Source organism: Mesorhizobium sp. NBSH29 (assembly GCF_015500055.1).
Taxonomy (GTDB): Bacteria; Pseudomonadota; Alphaproteobacteria; order Rhizobiales; family Rhizobiaceae; genus Neomesorhizobium.
Genome location: NZ_CP045492.1, coordinates 1,085,130 through 1,101,928, shown reverse-complemented (window position 1 = coordinate 1,101,928; position 16,799 = coordinate 1,085,130). Strand labels below are relative to the sequence as shown.

General features: G+C 62.6%; 14 protein-coding genes. 11 read left to right on the top strand and 3 right to left on the bottom strand.

Annotated features, from left to right (window positions below):
• Positions 1-26 precede the first annotated feature (26 nt).
• From GA830_RS05375 to hemW, 9 genes are all read left to right on the top strand, one after another.
• Complete coding sequence (locus GA830_RS05375; RefSeq protein ID WP_195164059.1) at positions 27-1,583, top strand: putative B6 ABC transporter ATP-binding protein; 1,557 nt, start codon at positions 27-29, stop codon at positions 1,581-1,583.
• Positions 1,580-2,668, top strand: coding sequence for a putative B6 ABC transporter permease subunit 2 (locus tag GA830_RS05370; protein WP_195164058.1), 1,089 nt, complete (start codon positions 1,580-1,582; stop codon positions 2,666-2,668). The genes GA830_RS05375 and GA830_RS05370 overlap by 4 nt, the downstream gene beginning before the upstream one ends.
• Before the next feature lie 2 nt (positions 2,669-2,670).
• Positions 2,671-3,606: a putative B6 ABC transporter permease subunit 1 gene (locus tag GA830_RS05365; RefSeq protein ID WP_195164057.1), complete on the top strand. Its 936-nt coding sequence runs from the start codon at positions 2,671-2,673 to the stop codon at positions 3,604-3,606.
• Between the two features lie 24 nt (positions 3,607-3,630).
• Positions 3,631-4,374: a 4-pyridoxolactonase gene (gene pldA / locus GA830_RS05360; RefSeq protein WP_441338659.1), complete on the top strand. Its 744-nt coding sequence runs from the start codon at positions 3,631-3,633 to the stop codon at positions 4,372-4,374.
• A 71-nt stretch (positions 4,375-4,445) separates the two neighbouring features.
• Positions 4,446-5,624: a pyridoxamine--pyruvate transaminase gene (gene ppaT / locus GA830_RS05355; RefSeq protein ID WP_195164056.1), complete on the top strand. Its 1,179-nt coding sequence runs from the start codon at positions 4,446-4,448 to the stop codon at positions 5,622-5,624.
• A 24-nt stretch (positions 5,625-5,648) separates the two neighbouring features.
• A complete protein-coding gene (pldH, locus tag GA830_RS05350) occupies positions 5,649-6,395 on the top strand; it encodes a pyridoxal 4-dehydrogenase, SDR-type (protein WP_195164055.1) in 747 nt (248 codons plus the stop codon).
• Between the two features lie 219 nt (positions 6,396-6,614).
• Positions 6,615-7,331, top strand: a complete 717-nt coding sequence (gene rph, locus GA830_RS05345; RefSeq protein WP_195164054.1) for a ribonuclease PH — start codon at positions 6,615-6,617, stop codon at positions 7,329-7,331.
• A gap of 11 nt (positions 7,332-7,342) precedes the next feature.
• Positions 7,343-7,990: an RdgB/HAM1 family non-canonical purine NTP pyrophosphatase gene (rdgB, locus tag GA830_RS05340; protein WP_195164053.1), complete on the top strand. Its 648-nt coding sequence runs from the start codon at positions 7,343-7,345 to the stop codon at positions 7,988-7,990.
• Positions 7,987-9,150, top strand: coding sequence for a radical SAM family heme chaperone HemW (hemW, locus tag GA830_RS05335; protein WP_195164052.1), 1,164 nt, complete (start codon positions 7,987-7,989; stop codon positions 9,148-9,150). Before rdgB ends, hemW begins: the two co-directional genes overlap by 4 nt.
• Here hemW and GA830_RS05330 read toward each other — a convergent pair.
• Positions 9,147-9,311, bottom strand: coding sequence for a hypothetical protein (locus GA830_RS05330; RefSeq protein ID WP_195164051.1), 165 nt, complete (start codon positions 9,309-9,311; stop codon positions 9,147-9,149). The two genes, hemW and GA830_RS05330, sit on opposite strands and share 4 nt — an antisense overlap.
• Positions 9,312-9,452: 141 nt before the next feature.
• Between GA830_RS05330 and rsmI the strand changes: the two genes are divergently transcribed.
• Together rsmI and GA830_RS05320 are read left to right on the top strand one after the other, a co-directional pair.
• Positions 9,453-10,328 carry a 16S rRNA (cytidine(1402)-2'-O)-methyltransferase gene (rsmI, locus tag GA830_RS05325; RefSeq protein WP_195164784.1) on the top strand — a complete coding sequence of 292 codons (876 nt, stop codon included), beginning with the start codon at positions 9,453-9,455 and terminating at the stop codon, positions 10,326-10,328.
• Positions 10,321-10,695, top strand: a complete 375-nt coding sequence (locus tag GA830_RS05320) for a YraN family protein (RefSeq protein ID WP_195164050.1) — start codon at positions 10,321-10,323, stop codon at positions 10,693-10,695. The genes rsmI and GA830_RS05320 overlap by 8 nt, the downstream gene beginning before the upstream one ends.
• Before the next feature lie 73 nt (positions 10,696-10,768).
• On the opposite strand, the gene GA830_RS05315 is transcribed toward GA830_RS05320, so the two are convergent.
• Together GA830_RS05315 and GA830_RS05310 are read right to left on the bottom strand one after the other, a co-directional pair.
• Positions 10,769-14,449, bottom strand: coding sequence for a DUF7929 domain-containing protein (locus GA830_RS05315; RefSeq protein WP_195164049.1), 3,681 nt, complete (start codon positions 14,447-14,449; stop codon positions 10,769-10,771).
• A gap of 10 nt (positions 14,450-14,459) precedes the next feature.
• Entirely contained in the window at positions 14,460-16,445 is a 1,986-nt protein-coding gene (locus GA830_RS05310; RefSeq protein ID WP_195164048.1) for a hypothetical protein, read from the bottom strand.
• Positions 16,446-16,799: the final 354 nt, after the last annotated feature.

The following is a 16,799-nucleotide window of genomic DNA, read 5'->3' as shown; positions in this document are numbered from 1 at the left end:
TCCCTCTCCTAACAGGCGGCTGGAACATGGTTACCAACAACGAGCCCTCGCGCACCGGACAGGCCATCGTTACGCTGGAACGCGTCACCAAGCGCTTCCCCGGCATCGTGGCCAACGACCAGGTCGACCTGGCGATCTGCGCCGGCGAGGTGCATGTGCTTCTGGGGGAGAACGGGGCAGGCAAGTCGACGCTGATCGGCATGTTGTCCGGTCTCCTGCAGCCCGATAGCGGCCGCATCCTGATCGATGGCACGCCGATGGCCATCCGTTCGCCGCGCCACGCCCTGGCGCTGGGCATAGGCACGGTTTTCCAGCACAACATGCTGGTTCCCACCCTTACAGTTGCAGAAAATCTTGCACTTGGCGGCTCGTGGTGGCAGCGCCCCGGCATTGCCGCGCTGACCGAGCGCGTGCAAGCTATCGTTCAGCCGCTCGGCATTGATATCAATCTCGACGCTCATGTCTCGGAGCTGTCGCTCGGCGAGCAACAGCAGGTGGAGATTGTGCGCGCATTGTTGCGCGACAGCCGCCTCCTTATTCTCGATGAAGCGACCTCAATGCTGACGCCCAGGGGCATCGCCGAGCTTGGCGCACTCATGCGCCGGCTGGTGGAGCGAGGGCTTGCCGTCGTCTTTATCACCCACAAACTCAACGAGGCCGCCGAATTCGGCGACCGTGTCTCGGTCCTCAAGCTGGGGCGCAAGATCGGAGAGATCGCGCCAGAGCGACTGCGCCAGCTCGAACCATCGGTACTGGTGGACGAAATTGTCACCATGATGTTTGGTCGACAGGCGGGCGACAGTGCCGTCGCGATACCTGCGCGCGCTGCCAATGACGAAGCATTGCTTTCAGTTCGAGACCTCACTGTTGCTGCCACTGCCGATGCTCCGGGCCTCGATTCCATCTCGTTTGACATCGGACGCGGCGAGATACTCGGCGTTGCCGGCATCGACGGCAACGGGCAAAAACAGATGGCCGAGGCATTGTCCGGGCAGCGACCGGCGGGAGGGCGCGTGACGCTTGCGGGCGAGCAACTCGACGGGCTGAATGTCGCTGCGCGACGGCGCCACGGGCTGCGCTATCTGACCGACGACCGGCTAGGCGAAGGCACCGTGGGCAGCTTCCCTGTCTCGATCAATTATTTCCTCAAGCAGATCGGCGAGCCACCACTATGGAGCTCCGGCATTCAGCAGACACGCCGGATCGATGCGCGCGCGAAAGAACTGACGCGGCTTTACGATGTGCGCACTCCAAGCGTGGCGACGCCGATCGGTCGCCTTTCGGGCGGCAATATCCAGAAGGTGTTGATCGCGCGTGAACTGGCCGATGGCGCCCGCGCCGTGATTTTCAACAAGCCGACCTACGGGCTCGATCTCGCCAACACGCTGGCCACGCGCCAGCGCATTCGCGACATCGCCAGCCAGGATCTTGCGGTGCTGCTGATTTCGACCGACCTGGAGGAGTTGCTCAGCATGTGTCACCGCATCGCGGTCATTGCCCAGGGGCGCCTGGTGGGTACCGTGGCGAATGGCGAAGATGCCGCCGAAAAAGTCGGCCGGCTGATGATCGGACTGGCAGCATGAGCGACAGCGCAACACCCGTCACCGCGACAGACACGGATCTCGTGGACGACAGCCGCCACGACTTCGCGCGCCGTCTTTTCATCACGCTGGTGCCAATCCTGGTGTCGCTGGCGCTGGCCGGATGCGTCCTGCTTGCTGTCGGCATTGATCCGCTCGCCTATTACGGTCTGGTCGTGGAAAGAGGGCTGTTATCGCCGCTCGGCCTGCAGCAGACGCTAACCCGTATGGCTCCGCTCCTGTTCATCGCCGCCGGCCTCATCGTTGCCTTCCGGGCGGGTATGTGGAACCTCGGTGGCGACGGCCAGTTCCTGCTTAGTGCTGTGCTTGCGGCGGCGAGCGCGCCGCTTCTGGTGCAATCATTGCCCAACTGGCTGGCACTGACGGTCGCATTTATGATCGCGATGACGGTCGCCATGGTATGGTCGCTCGTCCCCGCGCTGCTGCGGGCGTATCAGGGTGTCAACGAGATCATCACCACGCTGATGATGTCGTTTCTCGGCGTCTCACTGGCAAATGTGCTCGTCAAACTCGTCTTTCTGGACCCTGCCACCACTGTGCCGCAGACGCGCACGCTACCGGTTGCGGAGCGCCTTCCACGCTTGTTCGAAACCACCGTCACCAGCGGCCTTTTATTCGGACTTGCCGCCATTATCATCGTCCATCTGGTGATGACGCGGACCAGCTTCGGCCTGAAGCTGCGCACCGTCGGAGCCAATCCGCGGGCGGCTGTCCATGCCGGTCTCAATGTGCCGCTCCTCACGGTTGCCGTGTTTGCCATCTCGGCCGGGCTGATCGGGCTTGGCGGCGCCATCGACATCATTGGCATCCAGGGCAATGTGCGGGCCGAGTGGAATCCGGCTTACGGGCTTGCCGTCATCCCGGTGATCTTTCTTGCCCGCATGAACGGCTTTGCGGCCATTGGTTTCGTGTTCCTGCTTTCGGTACTGTCAATCGGCGGCGAGAGCGCGGCCCGTCGCCTTGGCGTGCCGCATCATTTCACGATGGTTCTGGTGGCCATCGTTCTCCTCACTCTGGCGATCGCGGAGTTCCTCGATCACCGGTTCAACCAGTCCCGGAGGAGCTGATCATGAGTGGTCTGTTGAGCGACGCATTCCTGGCGGCTCTCCTTTTCGGGGCGGTGACGGCGGCGATACCGCTGCTGTTGGCCGGTCTTGGCGAGCAGATGTCGGAAAAGGCCGGCGTGCTGAACATCGGCATCGAGGGCATGATGATTACAGGAGCCTATCTCGGCTTCGTCGGCGCCTTTTACTCTGGATCGTTCTGGCTGGGATTTGCCACCGGCGCGGCCGGCGGCATGGCGGTGGCAGCACTGATGGCATTTCTCTGCGTGCGGATCGGACTTAACCAGATTGTCATCGGCATCGCACTGACGCTGGGTCTTGAGGGTCTGACCGCGCTGCTGCACCACTTCCAGTTCTCGCAAAGCTATCCGCGCCTGCCTGCGGCCGAAGCCACCGCTATCCCGTTTCTCTCGGACATCCCGATCCTTGGCCCGGCGCTGTTCAGGCATCACCTGGTTGTCTACCTGGCCATCGCAAGCGTCGGCATCATGATCTGGGTTTATCGGCGCACGCAGCTTGGCCTTAACCTGCAGGCTGCCGGCGACAAGCCGGCAGCACTCGACGTTGCGGGCATCGATGTTGTCCGCACCCGCACCGTGGCAGTCCTGTTTACCGGCGGCATGGCAGGTCTGGGGGGCGCTTATCTGGCTAATGTCGGAGCGGGGCTTTTCATTCCCTTCATCACCAATGGTGCCGGGTTCCTGGGCATCGTTCTGGCCATGCTTGCACGCGGTCGCCCTGTCTGGGTGTTGGTCGGGGCGCTGGTGTTCGGCGCCTGCCTTTCGATGACGACGGCGGCCCAGGTGGCGGGCGTCAATATCCCCACCGACGTGATCCAGATGCTGCCTTTCCTGGCGGTCATGGTGATGCTGGTGCTTTTCGGGCGGCGCGCCAGCCTGCCGGCCGCCCTTGGCATACCCTATGAGCGCGGCGCGCGCTGAAACCCAACCCTGGAGGACAAGATAATGACTGACACCAAAGTTTACCTGCTCGACGGTGGCTCGCTCGTGATCGACGGATACCACGTGTTCTGGAACCGCGGCCCTGCGGGTGATATCCGCTTTCCGGTCTACTCTATCCTGGTCGAGCATGCCGAGGGGCGCTTCCTCTTCGACACCGGCTTTGACTATGACCATGTCCAAAAGGTGCTGCCCTTCGAAAAGCCGATGCAAACGAAGGAGCAGACGATTCCCGGCGCCCTTGGCCTCATCGGCCTTGAGCCCAAGGATGTCGGCGTTGTCTTCAACTCGCATTTCCACTTCGATCACTGTGGCGGCAACAAATATTTCCCGGATGCCAAGAAGATTTGCCACAAGCTCGAGGTGCCGCAGGCCTGCAACCCGCAGCCGTTCGAGCACCTGGGCTATTCCGATCTCAGCTTCTCCGCCGAAGCGGCAGAAGCGCGCGGCGTGACTGACCAGCTTCTGGCCGGAACCACCCGCGCGAACTCGACCTTCGAGGGTATTGAGGGCGACGTGGAACTGGCCAAAGGTGTCCATCTGATCTTCACGCCCGGGCATTCCATCGGCCATTACAGCCTGCTGGTCGAGTTCCCGAACCGGCGCCCGATCCTGTTCACCATCGATGCGGCCTATACCCAGAAAAGTCTCGAGACCCTGTGCCAGGCGTCGTTCCATATCGATCCGGTTGCCGGCGTGGACTCGATGCGCCGCGTCAAGCGCTTGCCGAAGAACGCGGCGCTGATCTGATGTTCTCCCATGATATGGAGAACTTCCAGAACTACCGTACCGGCACGCAGTTTTACGGGTGAGGTGAGACCATGCGATATCCAGACACCGCCCAGCCCGTCTTCACTCTCACCTCCGGTCCGGTCAACGCCTATCCGGAAGTGCTTAACGCGCTCGGCCGAACCGTGCTCTACGACTATGATCCGGCTTTCCAGATCTTCTACGAAAAAGTCGTACACAAAGCGCAGAAGGCGATGCGGCTTTCCAACCGGCCGGTCATCCTGCAAGGTGAGCCGGTGCTCGGGCTTGAGGCCGCCGCCGCCTCGCTGATCACCCCGCAGGATACGGTGCTCAACCTTGCCTCCGGCGTCTACGGGAAGGGTTTTGGGTATTGGGCCAAGCGCTATTCGCCAAACCTTCTCGAGATCGAGACGGCATACAATGAGGCCATCGACCCGCAAGCGGTGCGGGACATGCTGGCAAGGCACCCGGAAATTTCGGTGGTGTCGGTGTGCCACCACGACACACCGTCGGGGACGATCAACCCGATTGACGAGATCGGCGCTGTGGTCGCCGCCCACGGCGCCTACCTCATCGTTGACGCCGTCTCTTCCTTCGGCGGTATGGAGACGCATCCCGAGGCATGCTTTGCGGACATCTACATCACCGGGCCGAACAAGTGCCTGGGCGCGCCACCCGGACTAACCATGGCCGGTATCAGCGAACGGGCCTGGGCGAAAATGAAGGCCAACCTGGCAGCGCCGCGTGCCTCTATGCTGTCGATCCTCGACTGGGAATCGGCCTGGTCGCGCACAGAACCGTTCCCCTTTACTCCCTCTGTCGCCGAGATGAACGGTCTAGACCGGGCGCTTGACCTATACCTTGACGAAGGTCCCGAAACGGTCTGGGCACGTCATGCACTGACTGCACGGGCGATGCGCGCCGGCGTGCAGGCGATGGGGCTCGAATTGTGGGCCGCCAGCGAGGCCATTGCTTCGCCGACCACCACTGCGGTGCGCACCCCAGCGGGTGTCGACGAGGGAGCGCTGCGCCGGGAAGCGCGCGCCCGCTACGGCGTTGTGTTCTCATCCGGCCGGGGCGAGACGCTCGGGAAGCTGACGCGCATCGGCCATATGGGGCCGACCGCCCAGCCCATCTATGCAATTGCCGCTCTGGCGGCGCTCGGTGGCGCAATGAACGCATTTGGCGTGCGTGCCGATACCGCCGCCGCTGTGGCCGCAGCCATGAACGAGATCGATGCAGATGCATAAACCTGTTCTCAGAGGAGACGAAGTATGAGCGAAAGACTTTCTGGACGCACGGCCCTGGTGACCGGCGCAGCGCAGGGCATCGGCAAGGCCATAGCCACGCGGCTGGCAGCGGACGGCGCAACGGTTGTGGTCAGCGACATCAATGGCCAAGGGGCCCGCGAGGCCGCTGCCACGATGAAGAACGGCGCCTTTGCCATTACCGCCGATATTTCTGACCCCGATGCGGTAGCAGCGATGTTGCGCGAGATCGAGGACAAGACGGGCGGCGTCGACATTCTCGTCAACAACGCCTCCATCGTGCCTTTCGTGGCATGGGACAGCGTCGACCTCGCACACTGGCGCAAGATCATCGATGTCAATTTGACCGGGACGTTCATCGTCACTCGTGCCGCCACCGATCAGATGCGCGCGAAAAAGAAGGCCGGGCGGGTGATTTCGATCGCGTCCAACACTTTCTTTGCCGGCACGCCCAACATGGCCGCCTATGTGGCTGCCAAAGGGGGCGTTATCGGCTTCAGCCGCGCCTTGGCGACCGAGCTCGGCCAATACGGCATTACCGCCAATGCCGTCACACCGGGCCTCATCGAGAGCGAGGGCGTGAAGGAAAGCCCGCACAACCAGGCGTTCGAGTTTGTCGAGATGCTGCAGGCGGTGAAAGGCAAGGGACAGCCCGAGCACATCGCCGACGTGGTGGCATTTCTTGCTTCCGACGACGCGCGCTGGATCACCGGCCAGACGATCAATGTGGACGCCGGAATGGTGCGCCACTAAGTTGCCCCCGGGCTCCGGTGCGGTGTCTTTTAGCTGCATCGGAGTGCCCGCCCTCGCACCGCCGCTCTTTACCCGAGCCTGCCGTGCCTGCGCCAGTCCGCATTCCTCGACTTCCTGTTGCGTTCTCCATTCCGCCAGCGCCAGCGTGGCATTTTCCTTTGCGCCGCCTTCGACATGCGGCTACAAGCCGGAAATATCACGAACAGAAAGAGCCTAAAAATGCGCCCCTCCAAACGCCAGCCTGACGAAATGCGCGCCATCTCCTTTGAGCGCGGCGTCTCCAAGCATGCCGAGGGCTCGTGCCTGGTAAAGTTTGGCGATACGCATGTCCTGTGCACCGCAAGCCTTGAGGAAAAGGTGCCGGGCTGGATGCGCAACACCGGCAAGGGTTGGGTGACCGCCGAATATGGCATGCTACCGCGCGCCACAGGTGATCGCATGCGCCGCGAGGCCTCCTCTGGCAAGCAGGGCGGTCGCACGCTTGAAATCCAGCGGCTTATCGCGCGCTCGTTGCGCGCCGTCATCGACCTTCAGGCGCTGGGCGAGATGCAGATCACGGTCGATTGCGATGTTATCCAGGCCGATGGAGGCACCCGCACCGCCGCCATCACCGGCGGCTGGGTGGCGCTGCATGATTGCCTGCGCTGGATGGAGGCGCGCCAGATGGTCAGCGTCCAGAAAGTACTGAAAGACCATGTTGCAGCCATATCGTGCGGCATCTGCGACGGCCAGCCGGTGATCGATCTCGACTATCTGGAGGATTCCGCTGCCGGCACCGACGCCAATTTCGTGATGACCGGCAAGGGGGGATTCGTCGAGATCCAGGGCACGGCTGAGGGTGCTCCCTTCTCCGAAGCCGAACTGGCAGCGCTGATGGATCTCGCCAAAAAGGGCATTCAGAGACTGGTAAGCCTGCAGCAGATGGCGATAGCCTGAGGGACCAGACCATGACGCTGACTGCCGGCCAGAAGATCGTCGTTGCCAGCCATAATGAGGGCAAGCTGCGCGAATTTGCCGACCTGATGGTCCCCTTCGGCCTTGAAGCTAAGTCGGCAAAGGACTTCGGCCTGCCCGAACCGGAAGAGACCGGCACGACGTTTGAGCAAAACGCTTATATCAAGGCGTTTGCCGCTGCATCCGCCACCGGCCTGCCTGCCCTGTCAGATGATTCCGGCCTTGTGGTGGATGCGCTTGACGGGCAGCCGGGCGTCTACACCGCCGATTGGGCCCAGAAACCTGAAGGCGGGCGCGATTTCATGATGGCAATGCAAAAAACCGAAGACATGCTGCGCCAGAGGCGCGTTACCACCGAGGCCGAACGGTCGGGACGGTTTGTCGCCGTCATCTGCCTTTGCCAGCCCGATGGCGAGGCCGAATATTTTCGCGGTGAAGCAGAGGGCCATCTCGTTTGGCCGCCGCGCGGAGAAAAAGGTTTCGGCTACGATCCGATCTTTGTCCCACAAGGATTTTCGCAGACTTTTGGCGAGATGACCGCAGAAGAAAAACATGGTTGGAAACCCGGTGAGACAGAGGCGCTGTCGCACCGCGCGCGTGCTTTCCAAAAGTTTGCCCGCGCGAAACTCGGCGCTTTATGATCGCTGTGGATGACAAGACGCCAGGGTTTGGCGTCTACGTGCACTGGCCCTTCTGTGCCGCCAAATGCCCCTATTGCGACTTCAATTCGCATGTGCGCCACCAGCCGGTCGATCAGGAGCGGTTTGCAGCAGCCTTTGTCGCCGAACTGGCGACTATGCGACAGCGCAGTGGGCCGCGCACAGTCAATTCGGTATTTCTGGGCGGCGGTACTCCCTCCCTGATGAAGCCTGAGACTGTGGGCACAATACTCGATGCCATCGCACGGGAGTGGACCGTTCCCGATGGCATTGAGATCACGCTTGAAGCCAACCCATCCTCGGTCGAGGCAGACCGCTTTCGCGGCTACCGCGCCGCCGGCGTCAATCGCGTGTCGCTCGGCGTGCAGGCGCTGAACAATGCTGACCTGAAGTTCCTTGGCCGGCTGCATAATGTGGACGAGGCGCTGCACGCCATTGGTCTGGCGCGCGAAATTTTTCCGCGACTTTCCTTCGATCTGATCTATGCGCGTCCCGGCCAGACGCCCGAAGCCTGGCAGGCAGAGCTTGAGCAGGCAATCGGCCATGCCGCCGACCATCTGTCGCTCTATCAGCTCACCATTGAGGAGGGCACGCCTTTCCACGCGCTTCATGCCGCGAAAAAGTTTGCCATTCCAGACAATGACCGGGCCGCCGACCTGTACGCGCTGACACATGAGGTGACCGCCGCGCATGGGCTCCCAGCCTACGAAATCTCCAACCATGCCCGTCCGGGCGCGGAGAGCCGGCATAACCTGATCTATTGGCGTTATGGCGAATATGTCGGCGTTGGGCCCGGAGCTCATGGGCGTTTCGTAGAGCGTGGCGAGCGCATCGTCACCATTGCCGAGCGCATGCCCGAAACCTGGCTCAATCTTGTGGAGGCACGTGGCCATGGCGTTACCGGCGGCGAGGTCCTGTCACGAGAACAGGAAGCCGACGAATTCTTGCTAATGGGATTGCGATTGGCCGAAGGCATTGACCTCGCGCGATACGAGGCGCTGTCCGGTCGCGAACTGGCTGCGGATCGGCTTTCCGTCCTTCAGGGCGAGGGTCTGGTGGCTCCTGTCGGCAACTCACGCTTGCGTGCCACCTCGCAAGGCATGATCGTGCTCGATGCCGTGGTGGCGGATCTGGCGCGTTAAACCGGTTTTCTGCTCTTGGATTTTGTCAGCGTGGATTTTATGGCCACGCGCTTGGCCGGTGCGGCAGCCTTTTTCTCGGGCAGTTTGGGCGCGACTGGCAGCTTGCCGGTGCGGCCATTGTAGTAGGGGTCGAATGTGTCGTTGATCTCCAGCGTATTCATGGCTTCCTCCCGTACTTTGGTAAAACGTTTTGGAGGCACGCAAGTTCCGCTGCCGGGCGTTTGCAAGCGAACGCTGACATGCGACAAGGGCTGACCATGACCACGACCAGCGAAACATCCGACCGGACCGGCAAAAGCTTCATGATCGGCCAGCACCAAGTGCCGGCGCGACCGCTGGCGCCGGCGCTTTATCTGGTCGCTACGCCGATCGGTAATCTGGGTGATATCACGCTGCGCGCGCTGGAAACGCTCGCGGGCACCGATGTGCTGGCGTGCGAGGATACTCGCGTCACCCGCGTGTTGTTGGAACGTTATGGCATCCGCCAGCGGGCCTTTGCCTATCATGAACATAATGCGCATGAAGCCGGTCCGCGGTTGATCGAGGCGCTCAACCAGGGCAAGAGCGTGGCCCTGGTATCGGATGCCGGCACGCCGCTGGTTTCCGATCCCGGTTTTCGCCTTGTCGGGCAGGCAATGGAGGCAGGCCACCGCGTGGTGCCTATCCCAGGGCCCTCAGCGGTGCTTGCGGCACTCACCGCCTCGGGCCTGCCATCCGATACATTTTTATTTGGCGGCTTTCTGCCGGTGAAAGACGGTCAGCGCCGCAGCCGGCTTGAGACGCTCAAAAGCGTGCCGGCGACCCTGGTCTTCTTTGAATCGCCGCGCCGCCTGGCGGTGTCGCTGGTGACGATCGCCGATGTTCTGGGCGGCACCCGGGCGGCGGCGGTGGGGCGGGAACTGACCAAGACGTTCGAGGAGATGCGCACCGGCAGCCTAGCCACACTCGCCGCACACTATGCCGATGCTTCAACACCCAAGGGCGAAATTGTCGTTTGCATAGGGCCACCCGAGGAAGCAAAGCCGGTCGACGCTGCTGATATCGACCAGTTGCTGCTCAGTCTGGCAAAGGAGCTGCCGGCATCGAAGGCAGCAGCCGAAGCGGCGCGGATGACAGGCGCTGCCAAATCCGATCTCTACCGACGGCTGCTGGCCTTACGGGAGGGCAAAGATGGCTGACCAGCCGGCCAGGCGCCTGAAAGCCTATCGGCGCGGCCATCGCGGCGAGTGGCTGGCGGCGCTGGCGTTGATGCTGAAAGGCTATCGCATCGTGGCGCGGCGCTATCGCACTCCGCTTGGCGAAATCGACCTCATTGCGCGGCGTGGCGATCTGGTGGCCATCGTCGAGGTCAAGGTGCGCGCGAGCCTTGGTGATGCCATGGACGCGGTTGCCTATTCCGCGCAACGCCGCATCGAGGGCGCTGCCGATCTGTGGCTTGGAAGGCAGCAGGACCATGGCAGACTTTCCATGCGCTTCGATCTGGTCGCGGTGCTCCCGCGCCGCTGGCCCGTGCATGTGCCAAACGTGTTTTACGGGCGGAATTAGGAAGCCTCCCTTCTTAAAAGCAAATGCCCCCGCCGGTTTCCCAACGGGGGCATTTTTGGATGGTGCAGCCTTGTTAACCCGGCACTTTGAGAATGTTCGGGCTAAAGGTTGGCTGACGCTGTTGCTGCGGCTGCTGCTGCTGCTCGATCTGCGGCTGACGTTCGCGACGCGGCAGCCGATTGAGAATCTCCGGGATATTCGGGTTGATCTCAAACGTCGGCGGGCGGCGGACCTCGCGGCAGTTCGGTGGCTTGCCAACTGTACCGCGCGGGCAGCGTAAATCAAGCGGCTCGAGGCAGCGGCCCCTAACCATCACAGTGCCACGCGGGCATTCCACCTCCCGTTGGCGGCAGGCGCCCCTGACCAGGCTGGTTCCGCGCGGGCAGATGCATTCGCCTGCCTTGGTACGGATCTGGCCAGGCAGAAGACGGCATTCCTGCGGCCTTTCAGGACGTGGCTTGAAGCAGCCATTGTCGCCCAGAACCGTGCCACGCGGACAGATGCACTCACCTCCCTTGGTGCGTATCTGGCCCGGCAGAAGACGGCACTGCTGCGGCTTTTCGGGACGTGGCTTGAAGCAGCCATTGTCACCCAGAACCGTGCCACGCGGACAGATGCATTCACCTCCCTTGGTGCGGATCTGGCCCGGTAGCAGACGGCACTGCTGCGGCTTTTCGGGACGTGGCTTGAAGCAGCCATTGTCACCCAGAACCGTACCACGCGGGCAGATGCATTCACCGGCCTTGGTGCGGATCTGGCCTGGCAGCAGCTTGCATGCCTGCGGCTTTTCCGGCTGCGGCTTTTCGGGCTGTTGCGGGCGCTCCGGCTTCTTCGGAGGCACAGGCAGCTTGCCCCCACCGCCGACGCACTGGCCATTGCGGAAGCGCTGGCCCTCGGGGCAGACGCATCTACCGGCATCGTTCATCACCAACCCGGCGGAGCATTCCTGCTTTCTCACGATGATGAACGGATGGCAGGCGACGCGCTCCCCGCGACCGCCGAGGGCGGGAACGAGCTGCGAGGTTTCGCCGGCAATCGGTGTTCCCGGTTCCAGCACGGCCACGCAGTTGCGGCCATTCGCCTGACCGTTGACATTGGCCAGTGCTTCATCCGGGATCTCCACTGTGACGCGGTGGACCCGTGCCTCATGCGCGCCAAGTGAAAGCGTGGCATCACAGGAGATCGGCAGCACTGTCGGCTCTGGGCTGCATCCGAAGGGTGGCTCGATGGTTGTCACCGGAACTCCTTCAAGGCGGCCAAGGCCCTCCACCTCGATGGCATCGCCGATCCGAACGGGGCCGCTATAGGCTTCGTCCCCTTCATTGCGGATGGTGATTTCGAAGGTGCAGGGTGCGCCGGCACGGCACTGGCTGTCGCCAGTCTTTTCCACCTTGATGGTAGTGCCGCCTTGAGCGCAGGCCCGGCCGAACGGACGCACGACGTCGTCTCCCGGCTCGGGGCCAACCGACCCGCGGGCGCAGTTTTCAAATCGCCCATTTGCCGACACGACTACATCGAAATGGCGGCTGGTGCCCGGAGTCAGTGCGGCACCGGGAAGCGTGCAGGCAAGCGTGTCTGCCGGTACTGGACCGCAGCTCCAGTCGCCACCATCAGGTGCAACCGACTGAACCTGGACCGGTGAACCGCCGCTAATCAGCATCGCGGCGTCGTTGACGCGCACTGGGCCGACCGGAGCTGCCGTGCCGCCATTGGTGACGGTGATGCGGCAGATGGAGCCGGCGGCGGCGGCGGTGCCGGGCCTGCAGGTCTTGGTAATGGTCAACCCCGGCTGGCCGGGATTGCGGCGGCGGATGCGTGCCTTAGCGCAGGCCTTGTTGTTGGCGAGGTTCGTCTCGCCTGGAACGGGCAGCACTTCGGCACAATTTTCGATCGTATCCGCTGTGTAGGCCGGTCCGACATTCACCTTTACGCCTATCGGCGTCGAGGCGCCCGGCACCAGCACGATGCCCGGATGGTCGCAGCGGAACTGGCCCACGCCATCGGGCACGCAGGCCCATGGCGGCGACGGCACGAAGGTGGACGAGGCCGGCACGCCTGCCGGGTAGGTATCGATCACCGTCAACGGACCATTGATGGTGCTGGTGCCGCTGTTGATGACATCGATGATGAACAGGCAAGTACCGTCCGGCGAACAGACCGGGGTGACGGCCCGCTTGCGGATGGTCAGATCGACCTTCTTCTCGTTCGGCGGCGTGCACTCACGGTCGCGGCCTGGGATGCAGATCGGGATCGAGGCACAGGCCTTGTCGTTGGTCTGGAGCCCGAAAAGAGGCTTGCCGCTGGCGCCGTAATTATAGGCGGCGCAGTTGCGGATCGCAGGCCGGGTCCAGTCAGGGCCGGGCCTGAAGCCGATGTTCAGTTCTACAAAAGCGCCCGGTGCCAAAGTGGTGGCCGGATGGGTGCATTGCATCGGGCTGGTCGCCGGTGCGCAGATCCATGGCGCGTTCGGGCCTGAATCAATAGTGGCACTGCCAGGCAGCGTCACCTCGTCCAGCACAATCGGGCCGTTATAGGATGCATCGCCCACATTGGTGACCCGGATGGTGAAGGTGCAGCCGCCTTCAGGCGTGCAGCGTTCCACCGTTGCCCGCTTTTCGACTTTGAGGTCGGGTTCGCGCGGCTTGTCGGGGCAGTCGATGTCTTCTGGAATGACGATGTCGATCACCTGCGTGCAGCAGAGTCCGACGCCTTCTTCCGGGCCGGCATAGGCTTCGATGCCGACAACGACGAGGTGGACTGTATCGCCCGGCAGCGCGCCGGTGATGGTCCAGTTCAGGACACCACCGCCCTCCGGCACGTACTGCATGGGTGGCTCAATGGTGACGCCGGGCGTCGTGGTGTTGAGCTGAACGGTCTTGCCGCCGAGTTCTGCACCCACCGGCATGTGGTAGATGAAGGCTCCACCGCCGGGCACGCAATCGACCGTACCGGTCTCGATCTTGAAGCATTCCGCGCTGTCGCCCGGAGGCGGCGGTGGCGGCGCGCAGCCGGTGAGGTCGATGCCGATCCGGGTTTTCTGGCCGGTCAGGAAGTCGCCATCATCAGGCAGTGCCGGGTCGTGCGAAGGAATATGGATCATGCCCCCGACGCGGTTAGCGATGGTGACGAAAGCCTGATTGTCGACAAGCGTGGGCGCGGGAAACGCCCCCGGGTCGATGCTGGCGGTGATGCGCACGGTGATGAACCGCTCGCCTATTTCACCACTGCCATCCAGGTCGGAAGTCGAGAGGCCGAAATCGGAAAGCTTGGCCGTGTCGTTGGGGTCAGCCGTGGTGGCGATGGTTGCGGTGGGCAAGGCGCCGCCGGCGAATGCTGTGCCGTCGCCGCTGGCGGTGACGCCAACGACAGTCAGGCCGTTTGGCAATTCGTCGACCAGGTTCATGCGTATCTTCGCGATTTCCTCGGCAAAGACCGGGCTGGCCAGTGCCTCGGGACTGCCGCGCATGCCAAAGCGCAGCGTGTAGACGACCGTCGAGCAGGACATCTGCTTACCGGTCTTTTCAAAGAATGGCCGTATTTCATGGCTGCCCGGCTCTGGCCGTTCGATCGGTTCGAGCCTGAGTTCGGGTACCGGTTCGGCGGCCTTGGCCGCAACCGGCATGATGGAGGCGAGCGCAAGCCCGGCCGCCATCAGCCAGCGCGCGGAGCGCCTGGCATATGACAGGGGTTTCATGATCGTCTCCATGACGTTGACTGGGTTTCCCATGTTCGGGAGCGACTGAGCGTTTTTCATCGCATCCTCCTCACGGTTCACAGCTGAGTGCTGGGGTGTTGAGCGGCAGGGTCACCTTGCAGCAGGGGAAATAGCCCCCCTTGTCTGCATCGGACTGCTTGTAGAAGCACAGCCCAAGGTCGACCCGGTCGCCTGGGAAATGGCCGGTGATTCCTAGCGTAAAGGGAGCGCCCGGAGCACGCGTCTGCTTCGGTGGGGTCACCGAAACACCGGGCGTTCGCGAGCCGGCTCCCAGCGAATCACCGCCGATGCCAGCATAGTCATGGATGTAGAGATCGGCTTCCAGCCCGGCCGAGGTACAGAAGAACTGGACGTCCTGAATGTCGATACAGGGCGGCAGATCTCCCGGCGGGGGTGGCGTTCCGGGCGGATTGAACACAGGCGGATAGAAGGGTGGCAGGTAGCCGCCGCCCGGTATCCGGTCGTAGAAGCCGACCCGACCGGCGCAGGGACGCCACACCTCGACATCGCCGACATGGCCCTTCACATCGGCATCTTCATAGAAGTTGTCGAAGTCGACGAACCATGAACCAAAAGGCGGCACGTTGGCAGGTTTCGCCAGCGTGGTCGAAGTCAGCTGTACACCATGGACCGCAAGCGGACCGCCGGCCAGCAATTGCTCGGCGAGCGCCTCATTGTCGCGCAGCCTGTCACCGGTCTTCACCAGCGTAGCAGCGCAGGCATTGGGGTTCAGAGTGCCTTCGCTGTCGTATCCATATTGAAGGTCGATGCCGCCGGCAGACTGCCGGTTGGTTTCGGGAAAGCCGACGGCATACTCCTGCGGTTCCTCGACCCAGATCGATTCCGTTGCCGGATCGTCTGGGCTTTCGCGCCAGTAGCGCAGCACTTCGCCCTTGCCTGAATCCGCAAAGCTTTCATAGGTATAGCGGTTTTCGATGGTACCGCGCTGGGCAAGGTATAAAAAGCCGCGATTGTCAAAGGCGATGTCGGTGACCGCTTGATCAGCGTCAGCCTGGACCGTCAATTCCCAGCGGGGGTCGCCGCCAAACGCACCATCACGGGCGATGCCGACCGACCAGATCTCGGCTTTTTCACCAACCGCGTAGTAGAGCCGGCCGCCATGAACAGCGATGCCCCAGACGCGACGCTCATCCTGCGTATAGCCAAAGCTTTCCGGGTTTTCGCTGTCAAACGCTTCGCCCTGGATATCCATCACCGCGCCGTCATCGGCGACAGCGTCGAGACCGCGGACCGGACGGCCATCGACACCATGGTCGAAGGTGTCAATCATCATGCCGTCGATGGAGATGCGATGCACCAGACCTGAATCGAGGTCGGTGGCGAAGAACTGGCGGTGGATAGGGTCGAAGGCGAGGTTGCCGATGCCCGGTCCGCTGTTGGTGTCGATGGTGGCAAACAGGCTGACCGCGCCGGTGATGCCGTCGATCTTCCAGATCGCGCCCGGGCTGCCGCCATTTTCTTCAGCGAACTGACCGGCCATGAAAGTTGCGCCCGCCGTACCGCGACGTTGACGTTCAGGGCGACCATCCTCGTCGGCATCGGGCGTAACAATACGCACGCCGTGCAGCGAGGTGGCGGCGGCGTAGATGTTGGGTACGCCGGTGGCAACGCCGTCGCGGATACCGTCATCGTATTTGACGCCGAACACTTGGCCGATCTGGCTTGCCGGAACCTCAAATGGCGGCGGCGTGTAAACCAGTTGCCCGGAAGCCGGGCCGCCAAGGGCCGAAACGTCGAACACGCGCAGGGATGCGCGCGCGGTATCGATGAAGGTCTCGTCGACCGGATCGACGCCGGGCGGTAGGCCTTCTTCGAAATTCGGGATCGTGGTGCCCGGAAAGCCGGTCACCGCCATCGAGCCCGGATGGACGATCCGGTCCTGCGCCAGTGCTTCCCCCTGCCAAATCAGGCTGGCGGCCACCGCCAAAGCAAAAAAGCCGCTCGTGGTAGCGAGCGACTTTCGGCAGGCAAAATGAGATTTTAGAAGATTTGTCACCGGGCGGTTTGCACGCATCGCATTTCTTCCCGCAAAGGCAGGAGAATAGTCCGGTGCGGCGATACGGAAACGCTCCGCAGGCCGGCATTTCCCGGCACAATCCCCCTTTGAAGTTTCTGTTGTTCTTCCCTCTAAGGCGCGGACGATACGCCCAAGCTTACGCAGCGTCAACGGAATCGGCCGACGCCCCTCATTTCCGCCGCTGCCTGAAGGGCGCGCGACAGGGTGAGAGGCGCCAAGAGATCCCGCCGGAATGCGGCAGTCTCTTTCGAATGTCATGGCTACTCCTTTTCCAGAGCCGCGTGATGCGGCTCCTGCGCATCTGTCGCGCAGGCGGTGGAAAAGGTTCAGCGAGGGGCTTTAAAAGGTGGC

Excerpts from the sequence above, each read along its gene's own strand:
- hemW (WP_195164052.1), top strand. The coding sequence starts at position 7,987 with ATGATCGCTGTGGATGACAAGACGCCAGGGTTTGGCGTCTACGTGCAC.
- pldH (WP_195164055.1), top strand. The coding sequence starts at position 5,649 with ATGAGCGAAAGACTTTCTGGACGCACGGCCCTGGTGACCGGCGCAGCG.
- GA830_RS05315 (WP_195164049.1), bottom strand. The coding sequence starts at position 14,449 with ATGAAAAACGCTCAGTCGCTCCCGAACATGGGAAACCCAGTCAACGTC.
- rdgB (WP_195164053.1), top strand. The coding sequence starts at position 7,343 with ATGACGCTGACTGCCGGCCAGAAGATCGTCGTTGCCAGCCATAATGAG.
- GA830_RS05310 (WP_195164048.1), bottom strand. The coding sequence starts at position 16,445 with ATGCGTGCAAACCGCCCGGTGACAAATCTTCTAAAATCTCATTTTGCC.
- rph (WP_195164054.1), top strand. The coding sequence starts at position 6,615 with ATGCGCCCCTCCAAACGCCAGCCTGACGAAATGCGCGCCATCTCCTTT.
- GA830_RS05330 (WP_195164051.1), bottom strand. The coding sequence starts at position 9,311 with ATGAATACGCTGGAGATCAACGACACATTCGACCCCTACTACAATGGC.
- pldA (WP_441338659.1), top strand. The coding sequence starts at position 3,631 with ATGACTGACACCAAAGTTTACCTGCTCGACGGTGGCTCGCTCGTGATC.
- ppaT (WP_195164056.1), top strand. The coding sequence starts at position 4,446 with ATGCGATATCCAGACACCGCCCAGCCCGTCTTCACTCTCACCTCCGGT.
- GA830_RS05375 (WP_195164059.1), top strand. The coding sequence starts at position 27 with ATGGTTACCAACAACGAGCCCTCGCGCACCGGACAGGCCATCGTTACG.
- GA830_RS05365 (WP_195164057.1), top strand. The coding sequence starts at position 2,671 with ATGAGTGGTCTGTTGAGCGACGCATTCCTGGCGGCTCTCCTTTTCGGG.
- GA830_RS05320 (WP_195164050.1), top strand. The coding sequence starts at position 10,321 with ATGGCTGACCAGCCGGCCAGGCGCCTGAAAGCCTATCGGCGCGGCCAT.
- GA830_RS05370 (WP_195164058.1), top strand. The coding sequence starts at position 1,580 with ATGAGCGACAGCGCAACACCCGTCACCGCGACAGACACGGATCTCGTG.
- rsmI (WP_195164784.1), top strand. The coding sequence starts at position 9,453 with ATGATCGGCCAGCACCAAGTGCCGGCGCGACCGCTGGCGCCGGCGCTT.